This is a genomic window from Paenibacillus ihumii, from assembly GCF_001403875.1.
Taxonomy (GTDB): Bacteria; Bacillota; Bacilli; order Paenibacillales; family Paenibacillaceae; genus Fontibacillus; species Fontibacillus ihumii.
Window position 1 is genome coordinate 1,193,335 of sequence record NZ_LN884299.1, and the last position, 16,093, is coordinate 1,209,427.

Annotated in this window: 13 protein-coding genes; 12 read left to right on the forward strand and 1 reads right to left on the reverse strand. The window is 51.9% G+C overall.

All coding sequences use genetic code 11. From position 1 onward, the window contains the following. Nucleotides 1-147: 147 nt before the first annotated feature. Complete coding sequence (locus tag BN2762_RS12845; RefSeq protein WP_187386516.1) at nt 148-1,185, reverse strand: LacI family DNA-binding transcriptional regulator; 1,038 nt, start codon at nt 1,183-1,185, stop codon at nt 148-150. Nucleotides 1,186-1,463: 278 nt separating this feature from the next. Here BN2762_RS12845 and BN2762_RS12850 point away from each other — a divergent pair, with 278 nt between their 5' ends. The 12 genes from BN2762_RS12850 to BN2762_RS12900 all read left to right on the forward strand — a co-directional run bounded on the left by BN2762_RS12850 (nt 1,464) and on the right by BN2762_RS12900 (nt 16,087). Next, a complete protein-coding gene (locus BN2762_RS12850) occupies nt 1,464-2,897 on the forward strand; it encodes an L-fucose/L-arabinose isomerase family protein (RefSeq protein ID WP_055107361.1) in 1,434 nt (477 codons plus the stop codon). 31 nt (nt 2,898-2,928) lie between these two features. Beyond that, on the forward strand, nt 2,929-3,774 hold the full coding sequence (locus tag BN2762_RS12855) for a transketolase (protein ID WP_055107362.1): 846 nt from the start codon (nt 2,929-2,931) through the stop codon (nt 3,772-3,774). 2 nt (nt 3,775-3,776) lie between these two features. Beyond that, complete coding sequence (locus BN2762_RS12860; protein WP_055107363.1) at nt 3,777-4,715, forward strand: transketolase family protein; 939 nt, start codon at nt 3,777-3,779, stop codon at nt 4,713-4,715. Between the two features lie 12 nt (nt 4,716-4,727). Continuing rightward, complete coding sequence (gene glpK / locus BN2762_RS12865) at nt 4,728-6,266, forward strand: glycerol kinase GlpK (protein ID WP_055107364.1); 1,539 nt, start codon at nt 4,728-4,730, stop codon at nt 6,264-6,266. Between the two features lie 141 nt (nt 6,267-6,407). Then, on the forward strand, nt 6,408-7,988 hold the full coding sequence (locus BN2762_RS12870) for a glycoside hydrolase family 43 protein (protein ID WP_055107365.1): 1,581 nt from the start codon (nt 6,408-6,410) through the stop codon (nt 7,986-7,988). Between the two features lie 78 nt (nt 7,989-8,066). Continuing rightward, nucleotides 8,067-8,273, forward strand: a complete 207-nt coding sequence (locus BN2762_RS27745; protein WP_230202513.1) for a hypothetical protein — start codon at nt 8,067-8,069, stop codon at nt 8,271-8,273. Then, the gene (locus tag BN2762_RS12875; protein ID WP_230202514.1) at nt 8,237-9,010 is read left to right on the forward strand and encodes a nucleoside hydrolase; all 774 of its coding nucleotides are present in this window, start codon (nt 8,237-8,239) and stop codon (nt 9,008-9,010) included. The genes BN2762_RS27745 and BN2762_RS12875 overlap by 37 nt, the downstream gene beginning before the upstream one ends. 322 nt (nt 9,011-9,332) lie before the next feature. Further along, nucleotides 9,333-10,943, forward strand: coding sequence for a response regulator (locus BN2762_RS12880; RefSeq protein ID WP_055107366.1), 1,611 nt, complete (start codon nt 9,333-9,335; stop codon nt 10,941-10,943). Between the two features lie 11 nt (nt 10,944-10,954). Further along, the gene (locus BN2762_RS12885) at nt 10,955-12,715 is read left to right on the forward strand and encodes a cache domain-containing sensor histidine kinase (protein WP_055107367.1); all 1,761 of its coding nucleotides are present in this window, start codon (nt 10,955-10,957) and stop codon (nt 12,713-12,715) included. Between the two features lie 197 nt (nt 12,716-12,912). Then, nucleotides 12,913-14,244 carry an ABC transporter substrate-binding protein gene (locus tag BN2762_RS12890; protein WP_055107368.1) on the forward strand — a complete coding sequence of 444 codons (1,332 nt, stop codon included), beginning with the start codon at nt 12,913-12,915 and terminating at the stop codon, nt 14,242-14,244. Between the two features lie 78 nt (nt 14,245-14,322). Beyond that, nucleotides 14,323-15,249, forward strand: coding sequence for a carbohydrate ABC transporter permease (locus BN2762_RS12895; RefSeq protein WP_055107369.1), 927 nt, complete (start codon nt 14,323-14,325; stop codon nt 15,247-15,249). Between the two features lies 1 nt (nt 15,250). Then, nucleotides 15,251-16,087: a carbohydrate ABC transporter permease gene (locus tag BN2762_RS12900; RefSeq protein WP_187386517.1), complete on the forward strand. Its 837-nt coding sequence runs from the start codon at nt 15,251-15,253 to the stop codon at nt 16,085-16,087. Nucleotides 16,088-16,093: the final 6 nt, after the last annotated feature.

The window sequence follows — 16,093 nt, forward strand, 5'->3', positions numbered from 1 at the left end:
CAGGTGCTGGAGCCTATCATAGCGATATGCATCATCATGCAAGTCTAAAAGGACGGCCAATGGCCGTCCTTTCTGCTGTAGTCGGCCTTCAAGTTTTATGCTTCTGTGCGGGACACCCTGTTAGGAGAGATACCGGGCTATCCGATGCTATTCATTTCGGCTTGATGACCCGCGCGGAATAAATTGGGTATCTACCTTGACCTTCGTCTTCACCGGCTGGGGGGATTCGATCGATTGAATCATCAGGTCAACGGCGAGTTGAGCCATCCGTTCCTTCTCGACATGGACGGTGGACAGCTCCGGCGAGACGATCCGCGCTTCCGAAATATTATCGAATCCGACGACCGACACATCCTCTGGAATCCGGTAGTTAAGCTCGCCTAACGTCTTGATGGCGCTGATAGCAATATAGTCACATTCGCAGAACAAGGCTGTCGGCATAGGTTTGCCAGAGGCCAGGTAGGCGGACAGCTGACTTTTCAATTCATCCTGGGAGGATAGGATCGTGGGGGCTACGGCAAAGAAGCCGTCCCCGGCCACCTCCAGCTGGTGATCCCGAAGAGCGGCGAGGAAACCCCGCTTGCGGTCTTCGAAATTATGGATTCTCACGTTGGAGGCAATGTAGCCGATATTGCGATGTCCTAACTCGGCCAGATGAGCACCTGCCTGATAAGCGCCCATGACATTATTGATTTCGATGAAGTGAACCGGGAGCGTCTCGTAGCAGGTATCGAGGACGACGAGCGGAGCAGTTAATTCATTTGCTATTGCCGCTATTTGCGCTTGACTCAGGTTCGTTCCAAGCAGAATGACGCCGTCGCTTCTTTTTTCCTCCACGATAGTTTTGATTTCCTCGACATAATGCTCCGGCTCTACCGAAGAGAACATGAGCGAATAACCGTAGTTCCGGCATCGTTCCTCGATGTATTGAATCAGCTCGCGAAAAAAGGGCTGTTGATAATATTGTTCAAGCACGATGCCGGAATTGGCGAATGCCAAAAAGAGCAACGTTTTGAGCGCCTGCTCGGGCGCTGCCGATTTGGATTTCGGGGAATATCCGTGCTCTTTGGCGATTTGCATTATCCGCTCGCGGGTTTCCGCGCTGATGCCCGGCTTTCCGCTTAGCGCAAATGATACAGCCGCCTTGGACACCCCGGCGATTTTGGCGATATCCTCCATTCTCACAGTTCAGAATCTCTCCATTCCCATTAATTGTTTAGTAGGTTTAGTTTACACATCTCTAAAAAAATTATCAAGCTGAGGATAGTTGTTAGCTTAAATATTTAGTTAAATAGACTTAAAATGAACTAAATTTCAGTGAATATCGTTGACTAAGTCCTAAACTGGTGGTAATTTTAATTCATATCGATGGAAATGGACTAAACTTTATCTATTATTGTTTAGTCTAATAACTGAAATTCGTTTAGTTTGTTTAGTTCGTTAAAACCTGAGGAGTGAGCCGGATGAAGAAATTGAAATTGGGATATGCCCCAACCCGTCGTTTTACGTTCAGTGCGGAGGATGCGTTCAATTACAAAGTAATGATTAAGGAGAAGATCCAAAGCTTTGGAATGGACTTCGAGCTCGTAGATCTTGAAGGAATCAATGAGGAAGGGCTGCTGTACGACGATCATATCGCTGCGGACAGAATTGTAGAGCGGTTCAAACGCGAAAATGTCGATGCCGTCTTTTTTCCGCATTGCAATTTCGGGACGGAGGATACGGTGGCAAGGGTAGGCAAAGCGCTGGGCAAGCCGGTGCTGCTGTGGGGGCCGCGCGACGAAGCGCCGCTGGAGGACGGCATGCGCCTGCGCGATACGCAGTGCGGGCTGTTTGCGACCGGAAAGGTTCTGCGCCGTTTTAATGTGCCGTTTACGTATGTGACGAACAGCCGGGTCGATTCTCCGGTATTTGAGCTGGGATTTACGAATTTCGTAGCCGCGGCGAACGTGGTGAAGCAGTTCCGCAGTCTGCGGATTTTGCAGATTGGCCCCAGACCGACATCGTTCTGGACGATGATATGCAATGAAGGCGAGTTGCTGGAACGGTTCGGCATCGAGCTTCATCCGATCACTTTGATCGACATTCAAAGAGCATCGCAGCGGATCGAGAAAGGCAGCAGCTCGGAGCTGGCGGAGGCGATCGACTATATTAATACGAAGCTGGATTGGTCGGAGGTCACCGAGGAAGACGTTCGGCGCATTGCCGCTTTGAAGGTAGCGATGAAGCAGTACGCGGTGCAGAACGGATGCTCGGCCATTGCCATCCAATGCTGGTCGGCCCTTCAGGAGGCGATGGGAATCATGCCTTGCCTGGCCAATGCCATTCTGACCGACGAGCAAATTCCGGTAACGTGCGAGACCGATATCCACGGGGCGATCACCTCGGTGATGGTACAGGCTGCAACGATGAACCAACTGCCGACCTTTTTTGCCGACCTGACGGTTCGGCATCCAGAGAATGAAAACGGGGAGCTATTGTTCCATTGCGGGAATTTTCCGGTATCGCTGTCTGTGGAGGAGCGGCCGAAGCTATCCCGGCATTTCCTGTTTGACGATCATTCCCCGGGGACGCATGAAGGCGAAATCAAAGGCGGCGGCATGACGCTGGCCAGATTCGATGGGGATCACGGGGAATATCAGCTGTTCCTCGGCAAGGCCCGCGGCATTCAGGGGCCATATACGCGCGGTTCCTACGTGTGGGTGGAAGTGAACGATTGGCCGTTATGGGAAGAAAAGCTGGTCAAAGGCCCTTATGTGCATCATTCGGTAGGTATACATGCCAACGTTATCCCGGCTTTATATGAGGCATGCAACTATATTCCCGGCTTGACGGCGGATCCCGTCGATCCGACAGAACAGCAAATCCAAGCCTGGCTGCGCGGTTCGAATTTATAAAACATCATGAAACAAGGAGGCGGCGGTGAAGATGGAAATTATTGAATTGAAAGCGAAGGCGGCGCAAATACGCATGGAACTGCTCCGGATGATTCATGGAGCCAAGGCGGGACATACCGGCGGATCGCTAAGCAATACCGATATTTTGACGGCACTTTATTATCGAGTCATGAACCTCGACCCGGCTCGTCCAAAATGGGAGGATCGCGATCGTTTTATCGCCAGTAAAGGTCATGCGGTGGAATCCTTGTGGTGTATTTTGGCGGATAGGGGATTTTTCCCGAAAGAAGAATTAGAGACATTCTCGCAGTTTGGAACGCGGTTAATCGGTCATCCGAACAATAAAGTGCCCGGAATCGAGATGAATACGGGAGCTCTGGGGCATGGCCTGGCGATCTCGGTGGGCATGGCGCTGGCCTCCAAGCGGGACGGACGCGGCTACCGGGTCTTCTGCCTGATGGGCGACGGGGAGCAAGCGGAAGGCTCCGTCTGGGAAGCGGCAATGGCGGGAGCTCATTACAAGCTCGATAATTTGGTCGGCATCATTGACCGGAATGGGCTGCAAATCAGCGGCTCCACGGAAGAGGTTATGGGACTCGATCCGCTGGACGAGAAATGGGCGGCATTTGGCTGGAACGTCCTTTCCATCGACGGCAATGATATGGAGCAGCTCGTGGATACATTGGAGACAGCTCCGACCGTTCCGGGGAAGCCAACGCTCATCATTGCCAATACGGTGAAGGCGAAAGGCATTTCCTTTGCCGAAAATGTGCCGCATTGGCATCACCACGTGCCAAGCGACGAGGAGCTTGCGCGGGCATTGGCCGAGTTGTCTGCGGTTCTGGCCGGCTATCAACAGGAAGGGCAGGTTCGATAACGATGGGGAATAAAATTGCTAATCGTCAAGTCATTTGCGATACGCTGCTGGAGCTTGCGCAAAGCGATCGGGACATTATGGTGCTGGCCAGCGATTCCAGGGGCTCGGCGGCAATGGGACCGTTCGCGCAGGCCTATCCAGAGCAATTCGTAGAGGTCGGCATCGCGGAGCAGAACATCGTCGGCATATCGGCGGGGCTGGCCCACAGCGGGAAAAAGCCATTCGTTACTTCGCCCGCCTGCTTCCTCTCGATGCGAAGCATCGAGCAGATTAAAGTGGACGTGGCTTATTCGGCAACGAATGTGAAGCTGATCGGAATCAGCGGCGGGATTAGCTACGGGGCGCTCGGGATGTCCCACCATTCCGTGCAGGATTTGGCGGTAACGCGAGCGATTCCCGGCCTTGCGGTCATTCTTCCGGCGGATCGTCATGAGACGAAACGGATGACCGAGGCGCTGGTGAATTATGAGGGCGGCGTCTATGTTCGCATCGGGCGAAATCCGGTAGAGGATGTTTACGAATCTGCGGATTATGACTTCGTCATCGGCAAAGCCGTTACGATGCGCGACGGCTCGGACATAACGCTGATTGCCGCGGGGGAAACGGTGCGGATTGCGCTGGATGCCGAAGCGAAGCTGAAGGAAGCCGGGGTTTCCTGCCGGGTGATCAATATGCATACGATCAAGCCGCTAGATGAAGAGGAGATCATTAAGGCAGCGAGGGAGACGGGCCGTATTATTACGGTGGAAGAGCATAGCGTACACGGCGGCCTTGGAGCTGCGGTAGCGGAGGTTGTCGTGCAGCATCATCCGGTGCCGCTTCGTCTGCTGGGCATTCCGGATGAACCGGCGATTGCCGGGAAAACGAAGGAAGTATTCGAACATTACGGGATCAGTGCGGAGAACATCAAGAACTTGGCGCTGGATATGCTGCGACAATAGGAGCCAGGGGCGATGACGAACAAACAAGAATATTTGCTTACTATAGATCAGAGTACATCGGGAACGAAGGCGCTCATCATTGACTCGGCGGGGGCAATTATTGCCAAAAGCTCGGTGGAGCATAAGCAGTATTACCCCTCCCCGGGGTGGGTGGAGCATGATCCTATGGAAATTCACGAAAATGTGCTGCGCGCTTCCGAGGCCGTGCTTCAGCAGGCTGGCATCGAACCGAGCCGGCTTGCAGCCCTCACCCTGACGAATCAACGCGAAACGGCGGTGATGTGGGATCGGGCTACGGGGCTTCCGGTATGCAATGCCATTGTCTGGCAATGCCAGCGCACGGCAGAACGCTGCGAGGCGTTAAAGGCAGCGGGTTATGAAGAGATCGTAAGAGCGAAAACAGGGCTGATGCTTGATCCTTATTTCTCGGCGGCAAAATGGCGCTGGATGCTGGAGCAGGTGCCTTATATCGACCGCCTGCTGGAAGAGGGACGTTTGCTGGCAGGCACGATGGACAGCTGGCTGCTATGGAAGCTTAGCGGTGGAGCGGTTCATGCCACGGATTACACGAATGCGAGCCGAACGTCGCTGTTCAACATCCATGAGCTGCGCTGGGACACTGAGCTGTGCGAGCTGTTCGGCGTGCCGATCGAGCTTTTGCCTGAAGTGAAGTCATCCGATGCGGTATTCGGGGTAACAAATGCGAAGGATTCACAGCTGTTGTCCTACCCGATACCGATTGCCGGGATTATCGGCGATTCGCAGGCCGCTTTGTTCGGACAGCACTGCTTCGAGACAGGCATGGCCAAAGCGACCTATGGCACAGGGACCTCGGTGCTGATGAATATCGGCGAGAAGCCAGTCGCCGCAGAGAATGGCCTGGTGCTCGCGATCGGCTGGAGCATCGGCGGCAAAGCAACCTACGCCCTGGAAGCCGTAATCCGCGCATCGGGCGATACGATAAAGTGGGTACGCGACAATTTAGGGTTGTTCCGTTCTTACGACGAGCTGGAGGAGCTGCTGCTTCAGTCGCGCCATAATGAAGGCGTATATCTTGTCCCGGCGTTTGTCGGATTGGGCGCGCCATATTGGGAGCCTCAGGCCAGGGCGATGATCTCCGGGATGAGCCGGGGCACCGGCAGGCCGCAAATTATCCGGGCCGCCATGGAAAGCATCGCTTACCAGGTGCGGGATGCGATCGCGCTGATTGAAGAGGAGACGGGAATTCCGCTTACCATGCTTCGCGCTGACGGAGGCGCTTCCGATAACGCTATTTTAATGCAGTTCCAGGCAGATATGCTGGGCTGCGGGGTTTCGAAATCAGACATGGCTGAGCTGTCCGCCATGGGCTCGGCTTATCTGGGAGGGCTTGGGATCGGATTGTGGGCCTCGCTGGGCGAAATTACAAAGCAGCAGCGAGGCTATAAGCTATACGTGCCGCAGATGGATCCGGCGCAGCGCATGCAAAATTACGAGGGCTGGAAAAGAGCCATCGCAGCCGTGCTGCAGGATAGGGGCGCAGCCTCCCCTTCTCATCCCAGCCAGGCTTGAAGGGCGCGCCATCTGAAAAAAGCCTACATTGCTCTTAAAAACCAGCATACCTCTATCCATTGCTCCATGCTACAGTGAAGCCAACGACATTAAGCGTTATCTTGCTGGATCATTACAGCTAGCACTGGAAGGAGCAATCATATGACGAGCATCATCAACCCCGTGCTAAGGGGATTCAATCCGGACGCATCGATGATTCGTGTGGGAGATGATTACTATATTGCCACGTCTACCTTCGAATGGTTTCCGGGGGTGCAGATCCACCATTCCAAGGATTTGGTACATTGGCAGCTCTTGACGCGCCCGCTGAGCCGGGTGTCGCAGTTGGATCTGCTGGGCGCCCCAAGCTCTGGGGGGATCTGGGCGCCTGCGCTGACCTACGATCAAGGAACCTTTTATTTAATGATTACAGACGTGAAGAGCCGCAAAGGCGTATTTAAGGATCTGCATAATTATTTGTTGACAGCCACGGATATTACTGGCCCCTGGTCAGAGCCGATCTACTTGAATAGCAGCGGATTCGATCCGTTCCTGTTCCATGACGATGACGGGCGAAAATGGCTGCTCAATATGAAATGGGATTTTCGCAAGGGGAGGAATCGGTTTGCCGGCGTGGTCATGCAGGAATATTCGCCTGAGGATAAGCGCCTTTACGGTCCGGTTCACACCATAGCGACGGGTACAGATATCGGCGTCACTGAGGGGCCGAATATGTTCAAACGGGACGGCTGGTATTATCTTCTGCTCGCTGAAGGAGGTACAGGCTGGAATCACGCTGCGACCCTGGCCCGTTCCCGCTGTATCGAAGGACCGTACGAGTATGACCCCGAATATCCGCTTATCACAACGGTGAATAATCCGGAATATCCGCTGCAAAAGGCCGGGCATGCCGCGATTGTCGAGACGCAGAACGGCGAATGGTATATGTCCTTCATTTGCGCACGCCCCTTGCCGGGACGCAGGCTGTGCCCGCTTGGCCGGGAGACCGGAATGCAGCGGCTGGAATGGACGGAGGACGGCTGGCTGCGGATCGCCGGAGGCGGACGTTTGCCGCAGCTCGAGGTAGGACTTCCCGATCTTCCGCTTCATCCTTTTCCGGCGCTTCCCGAGACGGATCATTTTGAGGAGGCGGAGCTTGGCATCCAGTATCAAACGCTTAGAGTGCCAGCGGATGAAGAATGGCTCAGTCTGACCGAACGGCCAGGATATTTGCGGCTTCGCGGCCGCGAATCGCTGTATTCCTGGTTCAGGCAAAGCATGGTGGCAAGACGGCTGGAGCATTTCGTATGCGAGGTGGAGACCTGCGTTGAGTTCGAGCCGGAGCATTATAATCAAATGGCTGGATTAACCCTATATTATGATGACCAGGATCATTTCTATTTCCGGGTCAGTCATGATGAAGCGATTGGCAAGCATGTGGCGCTGACATTTTCAGATCAAGGCAATTATGATGAGCCGGAAGGCGCTGTCGTATCCGCGGAGGGCTGGAAGCGGGTATACTTGCGGGCGAGCATCGAATATGATGCGATTCAGTTCAGCTGTTCCCCGGACGGGCAGGCCTGGATCAACGTTGGAGACCCGCAGGATCTGGGGCAATTGGCCGATGAATATGAGGGCAAGCTTGGGTTCACGGGTACCTTCATCGGATTATGTGTTCAGGATTTGTCGGGAACAAAGCGGCATGCGGATTTCGATTACCTGCGCTACACGGGGAAAGAATAAGTCCGCCATCAGGGCCGTGGCTCCCGATGAACAAGGCGGTTATGAATTCAAAATCCAGGTTACGGAGATGAGACGCAGATGCATATGCCTTACGATGTGCCGGAGCAGAAGAAAATCAGATTGATCATCAATACAAATGCTAAATGCGAAGCTGACGACCAATATGCCATTGTGCATGCCGTGCTGACCCCGAGATTTAAAATCAAAGGAATCATTGGCGCCCATTTCGGTACTCGCCGGAAGACGGCATGGAGGAATCTTATGCGGAAAATCAGCATGTGCTGAGCTTAATGGGGCTGCAGGAGCAGTTCAATGTATATAAAGGAGCCCCGGTAAAAATTCCGGACATAAGCACGCCTGTACCTTCCGAGGGGGCGGAAGCCATCATCCGCGAGGCGATGAAGGAGGATGAGGCGCCGTTATATGTTATTTTTCTCGGCCCCTTGACGGATTTAGCTTCGGCATACTTGATGGAACCTGACATTGCCGACCGTCTTACCGCGATTTGGATTGGAGGCGGGGCCTATCCCGAAGGAAGCGCGGAGTTCAACTTAAGCAACGATATCGATGCTGCTAATGTTGTGTTTCAATCGCCAATCCCGCTCTGGCAGGTCCCTAAAAACGTATATGACATGGTGCGTGTCGGCCTGGCCGAGCTTGCGGTAAGAGTGGGGCCGCAGGGGGAGATCGGAAAATATTTGTACGAGCAGCTAATTCACCACAACATGGCTCACGGGCATCAGCCGCAGTGGCCGAAAGGCCAAATGTGGGTGTTAGGCGATTCGCCTGCGGTTGCGCTGCTGCTGGATGAGCATATGTTTGAGTACGACAGCGTTGCGGCCCCAAGGATCGATTCGCAGATGAGATATATTTCCGGTCAGGAGGGGCGGCTGATCCGCGTATATCGCAGCATCGATGCCCGGTTTACATTGGAGGATTTCTACGCCAAGCTGGCTTTATTTGCATTATCCGAATCTAGCCCAGTACAAGAATACCTAAGCAAAGGCTGCCCTTGTCTATAAAGATTATAGATGAGGAGCAGCTTTTCTATTTTTTTATATTCAAGCTTTCGCAAGTTCGCAAGGCAATATATTGCTGCTTCTCAGCTTCTGAATGGCCCAATCTAAAAAAACTGTACATGGCTCTTAAAAAATTGCAATCAGACTGTGAAGCATCGTGTTAAAGTTGATTTAGCGAGGTTTATTTGCACGAAGGAAGATGGCTGAATTTGTATGGCGAAAAAAGAAAGGATCACCGTTGTCATGGAGCGCCGGAAGTATTCGCTGTTGTATAATCAAAGTAGATTTAGCAACTCTTAGGTCAGGCAGAGGGAGGAAGATGGCGATGGGCATTAGGGTATTGCTGGCCGATGATGAGCCCGTGATTATACGGGGGCTGAAAAAACTGGTTTCATGGGACAAGCTCGGGCTGACGATTGTCGGAGAAGCTAACGACGGGAACGAACTCCGGGAGCTTATTCGGGCATGTGATCCGGATTTGATTATTAGCGATATTAGTATGCCGGGCTGCAGCGGGATTGATATAATCCGGGAAATTCACCAGAAGGAGTTGCAGGTCAAGGTTGTGTTTATTAGCGCTTATCAGGAATTTGCCTATGCCAAGCAGGCTATTCAGTACGGGGCGCTCGATTATTTGGTAAAGCCGGTCATCAAGGCTCAGCTGGAGAAGGTCGTCGCCAGAGCGGTAGCCTTGATCCGCGAGGAAACAGAGGGCGAGCGCGCAAAGGAAATGCTCGATCATTATGAGCGGAAAAATCGTACGGTAACGATCGAAGAGCTGTTGGATAGCCTGACGGATGGGAATCGAAGAGCGGCAGCCGAGCTGATCCAACTAGGGGCAATCGCCGTCAGCCGGTACACGACGGTATGCCTCCTTGATACGGATACGGATAGCGAAGCGGGGGAAGGGGCATCCCGTTGGGAGGAAAGGGAGCGGAAGCTGGTTCAATTTGCATTGAACAACATTATTAAAGAAACGATAGACGCTGCTGGAAATGCGCTTATGTTCCATAAGGAAGGGCAATTTGGCATTTTGGTACAGCACGAAACCCAGGAAGAGCCGACTCGGCTTGCGGAGGATTTGCATGAGAAGATCAACGGTTATTTGAAGCTGAATGTGTCCATTGGCGTAGGGTTAGCGGTGGCCGGAGCCGAGGAAGCGGATCATTCGTATCAAACCGCTCTGAAAGCGCTTAGAAGAAAATATTTCCTTGGCCTGAACCGGGTTATTCAATACGAGCTCAACGCGGGTTTCGAAGCCGCCGAGGATTGCAGCCTTCCGCTGTCCGGGATGCAGGCATCGCTTGTGAAGGCTTTGACCTCACAGCAAAAGGACCAGATTCGTCTGCTGACGGAGCAGCTGCTTCATTTAATCAGGCAGCAGGCTGGCGGCAGCAAGAACGTGGCGGTTTCGAGCGTTTATAATACGATCCTTGTGCTGGAGCAGGAGATGTCCCGCATCGGGATTGCGGCGGAGCTAAGCGACCACGGTCAAGCCCCGCTGCTTGACCGGCTGTCTGCCTGCAGCACCTATGAAGGTTTGAGAAGAGAATTCGAAGCAGTTGTGCGGCAGATTTGCGAGCGAATGGCCCACAAGCTGACGAATAAGGAAGCCTTGCAGCTAGGGGAGATCAAAACGTATATCGAAGAGCATTACGCAGAGAATATTACGCTGGATTCCATGGCTGCGAGGATCTATATGAACCCTTACTATTTCAGCAGCTTTTTTAAGAAGCATACAGGGCAGAACTTCAAGCAGTATCTGACGGAGGTGCGCATGAAGCATGCGGTTCGCCTCTTGCTTGAGACCGATATGATGATTTACGAAATCTCCGATTGTGTAGGGTATAACAACGCTAGGCATTTTAGCGACATGTTCAAGAAAATGTACGGCAAGCTTCCGCAGGAATACAAGCAAGCCGCTAGACTCGAATAGGAGAACTGCGTATGCGCTTATGGGGCCGCAAGTTTACTAGCATATTCGTTAAATTCTCGGGGGCCTTTATTTTGGTGGGCCTGATTCCTCTGTTTGCGCTCAGTCTGTTCTCGGTGAATATATTCACGGGATACGTAGAGCGGTACACGACCGGCAATTTGCATCAGATGATACTGTATATGAGCTATAATCTGAATTCGGCGTTCAACCAGTACAACGAGGTGTCCAAGCTGATGTACACCGGAAGGTATGAGGGGTACGTCGAGAGCTCAAGCCAGAACCAAACTTACAATGTCAACGAACTGGAGCAAATCAACAGTATTCCGGTTGATTCTTTTTTAAAGACGGTGCTGTATAGCGATTCATATATTAGCAGCGTTTATTTTGTTCGCGAGAGTGACGGGAAGCTCTATTATCAGGAGAAGGAAAACAAGGGGCTGAATCCGGAGCTGCTTCCATATCAGGAATGGCGCCGGCAAATGAGCGGCAATCCCTCGAAATTGGCGATTTTTCCTACGCATCCCGACGGATACTTTCCGACCTCCAACCGGAAGGTATTTACGATCGCCCGAAATTTGATCGATATTTCCGGCCGCGTTACGGCTGAACCCAAAGTCGTAGGCACTTTATTTCTCGATGTAGACACGGCTATTTTCGATCAGTTCCTTAAGGAACTGAATTTAGGGGAGAAGGACGAGCTGTATTTGCTGGACGGAGAGGGCCATGTCTATTTCAGCAATAAAGAACACTCTTCAGCGGATGGGAAGCGGCTGTCGCTCGGGCCGGACCGCGGGATGATGGTTATGTCGGAGCCGATTCCGTTCCTTGACGGCAGCCTAACGGCCCGCATTCATCGTGAATCGCTGTTTGAGCAGCTGTTTTCCGTGCGCATGACGATCTTTATCGCTATTGCTCTGTGCTCCATAGCTCTCGTTATTATGGGTACCTGGTTTTCCAGGCGGCTATCGGCTCCGATACTTACCCTGATGAGGCAAATGAGCAAGGTCGAATCTGGAAACCTCAATACTCGGGTCGAAATTCAGAGCAATGACGAGCTTGGCCGGCTCAGCTACAGCTTCAATCGAATGGTCGAGCGCTTGAAGGCGTATATCGACGAGGCTTACGTCGCCCAGATCAAGCAGAAGCAGACTGAGCTGAACGCACTGAAAAGCCAGATTCGTCCGCATTATCTGTATAATACGCTTGAGGTCATAAGAATGAATGCGGTGGACAAGGATCAGGATGAGGTGGCGGATATGATTCTCTCCCTCTCCAATCAATTAAAATACGTCATCGACTACGGCGAAGAGAAGGTGAGCCTTCGCAGCGAGCTGGAGCATTTGCAGGACTATTTCTATATTATTTCGGTCCGTTACGACAAGCGCTTTGAGCTTCATACCAGCATTGCGCCGGAGGTCGATTTGGATACCCAGGTTCTGAAGCTGTCCCTGCAGCCGATCGTAGAGAATGCCATTCAGCACGGACTTAAGCAAAAAGGCAAAGGAACGGTAGGAGTGACGGTAGAGAAGCGTGACCATAAGCTAATCATCACTGTGTATGACGATGGAATCGGGATGGACCGGGAGAAATTGGACAGCATCCATTGTGCACTGAATGATTCTGAGGCGCCGGGGAAGAACGTTGGTCTAAAAAATGTGCACGAACGGATCAAATCGGTGTTTGGCGAGCAATATGGCCTTTCAATCAACAGCCGGGAGCATGTCGGCACTTCGGTGCTGCTCGCTTTTCCAGCAGCCGAGGAGCTTAGCTAGCTTCGTGGCGAACGGGAGGGAAGCCTCTCGTTCGCTTTTGTTTTTTGTTCTTAAAATAGCGCAGGCGGCGCTTAAAAAAGTTCATTCTAATCAAGAAATGAGGATGCTATGCTGTTAACAAGGGAAACGCTTACAGATGATGCGCACATCGGCTACGCGTTTCCGCCTAGAGGCAAAAAGGGAGGTTATTCAAGACCATGTTTAGAAAAACGCTGTTGAAATTATCGATATTACTATTGGCTGCGACAACGATGCTAACTGCATGCGGCGGCAACAATAGCGCCAATACCCTGGGGGAAAGCTCCGGCGGAAACGCGGCGCAGGGGGGAGCCAAAGAGGTTTCATTTACGATCGGATACGCTTCCGGCGACCCGGCAACAAAAAAGGCGATTGCCGATACGGTTAAGAAGTTTATGGAGATTAATCCGCATATCAAGATAAAAGATTTGAGCGAAACGACGTCATCGGCCTATCTGGATTGGCTGAAGACGAAAGATGCCGTCGGAGAATTTCCGGATCTGGTAGAAATGCGAGACACGGAAGTGTTCGCGGATGCAGGGAAGATCGTAGAGCTGCCTGCGGATTTGCTTGATTTGTTCGATTCTCCGCCTGAAGTGGATGGCAAGGTGTGGAATGCTCCGCTCCAGGTCAACGCGCCGCAAGGAATCATTTACAGCAAGAAGGCGTATGCGGATGCCGGAATCACCGAGTTGCCGAAAACATATGACGAGTTTATTGAGATCCAGGAAAAGCTGAAAGCAACCGGCATTTCTCCGATCGTCGTAGGCGGTAAAGATATATTCCATATGGGCTTCTGGGTCAATAAATTCCTCATAGATGCGGTGTATGTCGAGGATCCGGATTGGAACTCCAAGCGTACAGCGCAGCAGGTTAGCTTCACCGACGAAAAAGTCGTTCAAGCCATGACGGATTTCAAAGAGCTGTTCCAAAAGTACGTCGACAAAGGCTGGCTCAGCACCGGAGATAACCAGACAGCTTCGATCCTCGTTAGCGGCAAAGCTGCGCAGCTGTATTCCGGCACCTGGATGTTCACGCAAATTGCTGAAGCCGATCCTAATTTTGAATTCGGATTTTATGCTGTTCCTGACCGCGAAGGCAAGATCAATGTGATTGGGCTGCCATCTCCTGCAGGCTGGTCCATTTCGACAGAAGCGTCCGCAGATGCAGACAAGGTCGAAGCGATCAAACAATTCATCCGTTTCTTCTTCGAGCCGGAGAATTACTCGAAATATTTGGCAAGCATTAACGCTATTCCCGCAACCAAAGCAGAGGTGACCTACGAAACGAGCGAGCAAATGCAGGTTGCGCTAGATCTGATCGCTGATCCGAATGTAAATAAATCTTTGGCGATCAACAATTGGTGGGGCGACAATTTGATTCCTCCGCAATTCCGCAACTGGTACTATAAGCTGCTGCAGGAGCTTGTGGTGAAGGACGGAGATGTTAAGGACTACATGAAGCAAGCGGATACAGAATATGACAACCAGGTGAAAGCGAACGCCATGTAAGGCAGGCATGCTGAGGAGCGGAGCCTCTTCGGAGGCTCCCTTCTCTTTATATGCGTGATCGAGGGAGGGAGAGGAACTATGGCTACACCTAAAGTAAACGCAGAGGCAGCGTTTGTTGCCATGAAGAAAAAGAAAAAGTGGCAGCCTTACGCATTGTATTTCATTCTGCCATCATTTGTATTGTACACCCTCTTCGTGATTGTTCCGACGTTAGGAAGTGTATATTATAGCTTCACCTCATGGGATGGCATCAGTGCTGATGTCCGATTCATCGGATTGGCCAATTTCGTGGAAATTTGGAACAGCCCCCGGGTGCACAATGCACTGAAAAACACGATGGTCCTAACGATCAGTCTTGTTATTCTTGAAAATATCATCGCCATTCTCCTGGCGGTTCTCGTTGATAAAGTACGCTGGCTCAGCAAAATATTCAGGAGCATTTTTTACTTTCCGACCCTGCTCAGCGGAATCGTTATGGGATTCGTCTGGGCCATGATGCTGAACTACAACTTCGGCGTCGTGAATCAATTGCTGGACAAGGTTGGATTAGGCGCATTTGCCGTAGATTGGCTAGGCGACCCCAAATATGCCATGCTGGCCGTCATTTTGTCTACGGTATGGAAGGGCGCAGGCTATTATATGATCATTTACCTCGCTGGCCTGCAGGGCATTCCGCAGGAGCTCAATGAAGCGGCGAGCATCGATGGAGCCAATGGCTGGCAGCAGTTTCGCCATATCACTTTCCCGCTGTTGGCAGGCTCCGTTACAGTATGTATGGTTCTATCCATGATCAGCGCGCTGAAAATATTCGATCAAATCGCGGTCATGACCGACGGCGGCCCGGGCTTCGAGACCGAAACCTTGACGTATCTCATCTATAAGGTAGGCTTCGGCGAATTGCGGCAAGGGTTCGGTACCGCCCTGGCGCTGGTATTGTTCTTCATCATATTGATCATTACCGTATTCCAGGTGAAAGTCCTCCAGAAAAGGGAGGTTGAGATGTGAAATGACGCTGAAAACACGAAAAACTATCATAAATCTCGCCGTTTTCCTATTCACGCTTCTGATCGCCGTCATTTTCTTTTTTCCGATTTTCTTTAACCTTATGTCCGCCTTCAAAAGTAATGCCGAAATTATGAGGGACGCGATTTCCTTTCCGAAGTCATTGTACCTGGAGAGCTTCAAATATTTATTGACGGAAACGAACTATCCGTTAGCCATTATTAACAGCTTGATCCTGACCGTCGTATCGATCCTGTTCCAGGTCGTCATCATTCCGATGGCAGGCTACGCGATCCAGCGCAGAAATGCAAAATGGACAAGATTCATGTTCGTATATTTCCTGGCTGGAATGATGATTCCGTTCCAGGCTTACATGATTCCGCTGTTCAAGGAGCTGAAGCTGCTTGGGCTCTACGGCAGCCTGGCTGGGCCGGTCATGATTTACATCGCCGGAGCAGTTGGCTTCGGCAGCCTGCTATATTCCAGCTTCGTTAAAGGTATTCCGCTTGAAATCGAGGAAGCGGCGGAAATCGACGGCTGTTCCAAGGTAAGAACGTTCTGGATGATCGTTTTTCCGCTGCTGGGGCCCGTTACGGCGAGTATGGTCGTGTTGAACGGCCTCGGAATCTGGAATGATTTCCTGATGCCCATGCTGGTGCTTCCGTCCGGCCAGCCGAAGACGATGGTCGTGGAGATCTATCGTTACATCGGTGAATTCTCCTCTCGCTGGGATATGATTTTTGCCGGGACCACAATGTCTGTCGTGCCGGTGCTCATTGCCTTTATTTTCCTGCAAAAGTATTTCGTCAAGGGAATCGCCGCAGGAGCAACCAAAGGTTAGAAAGGA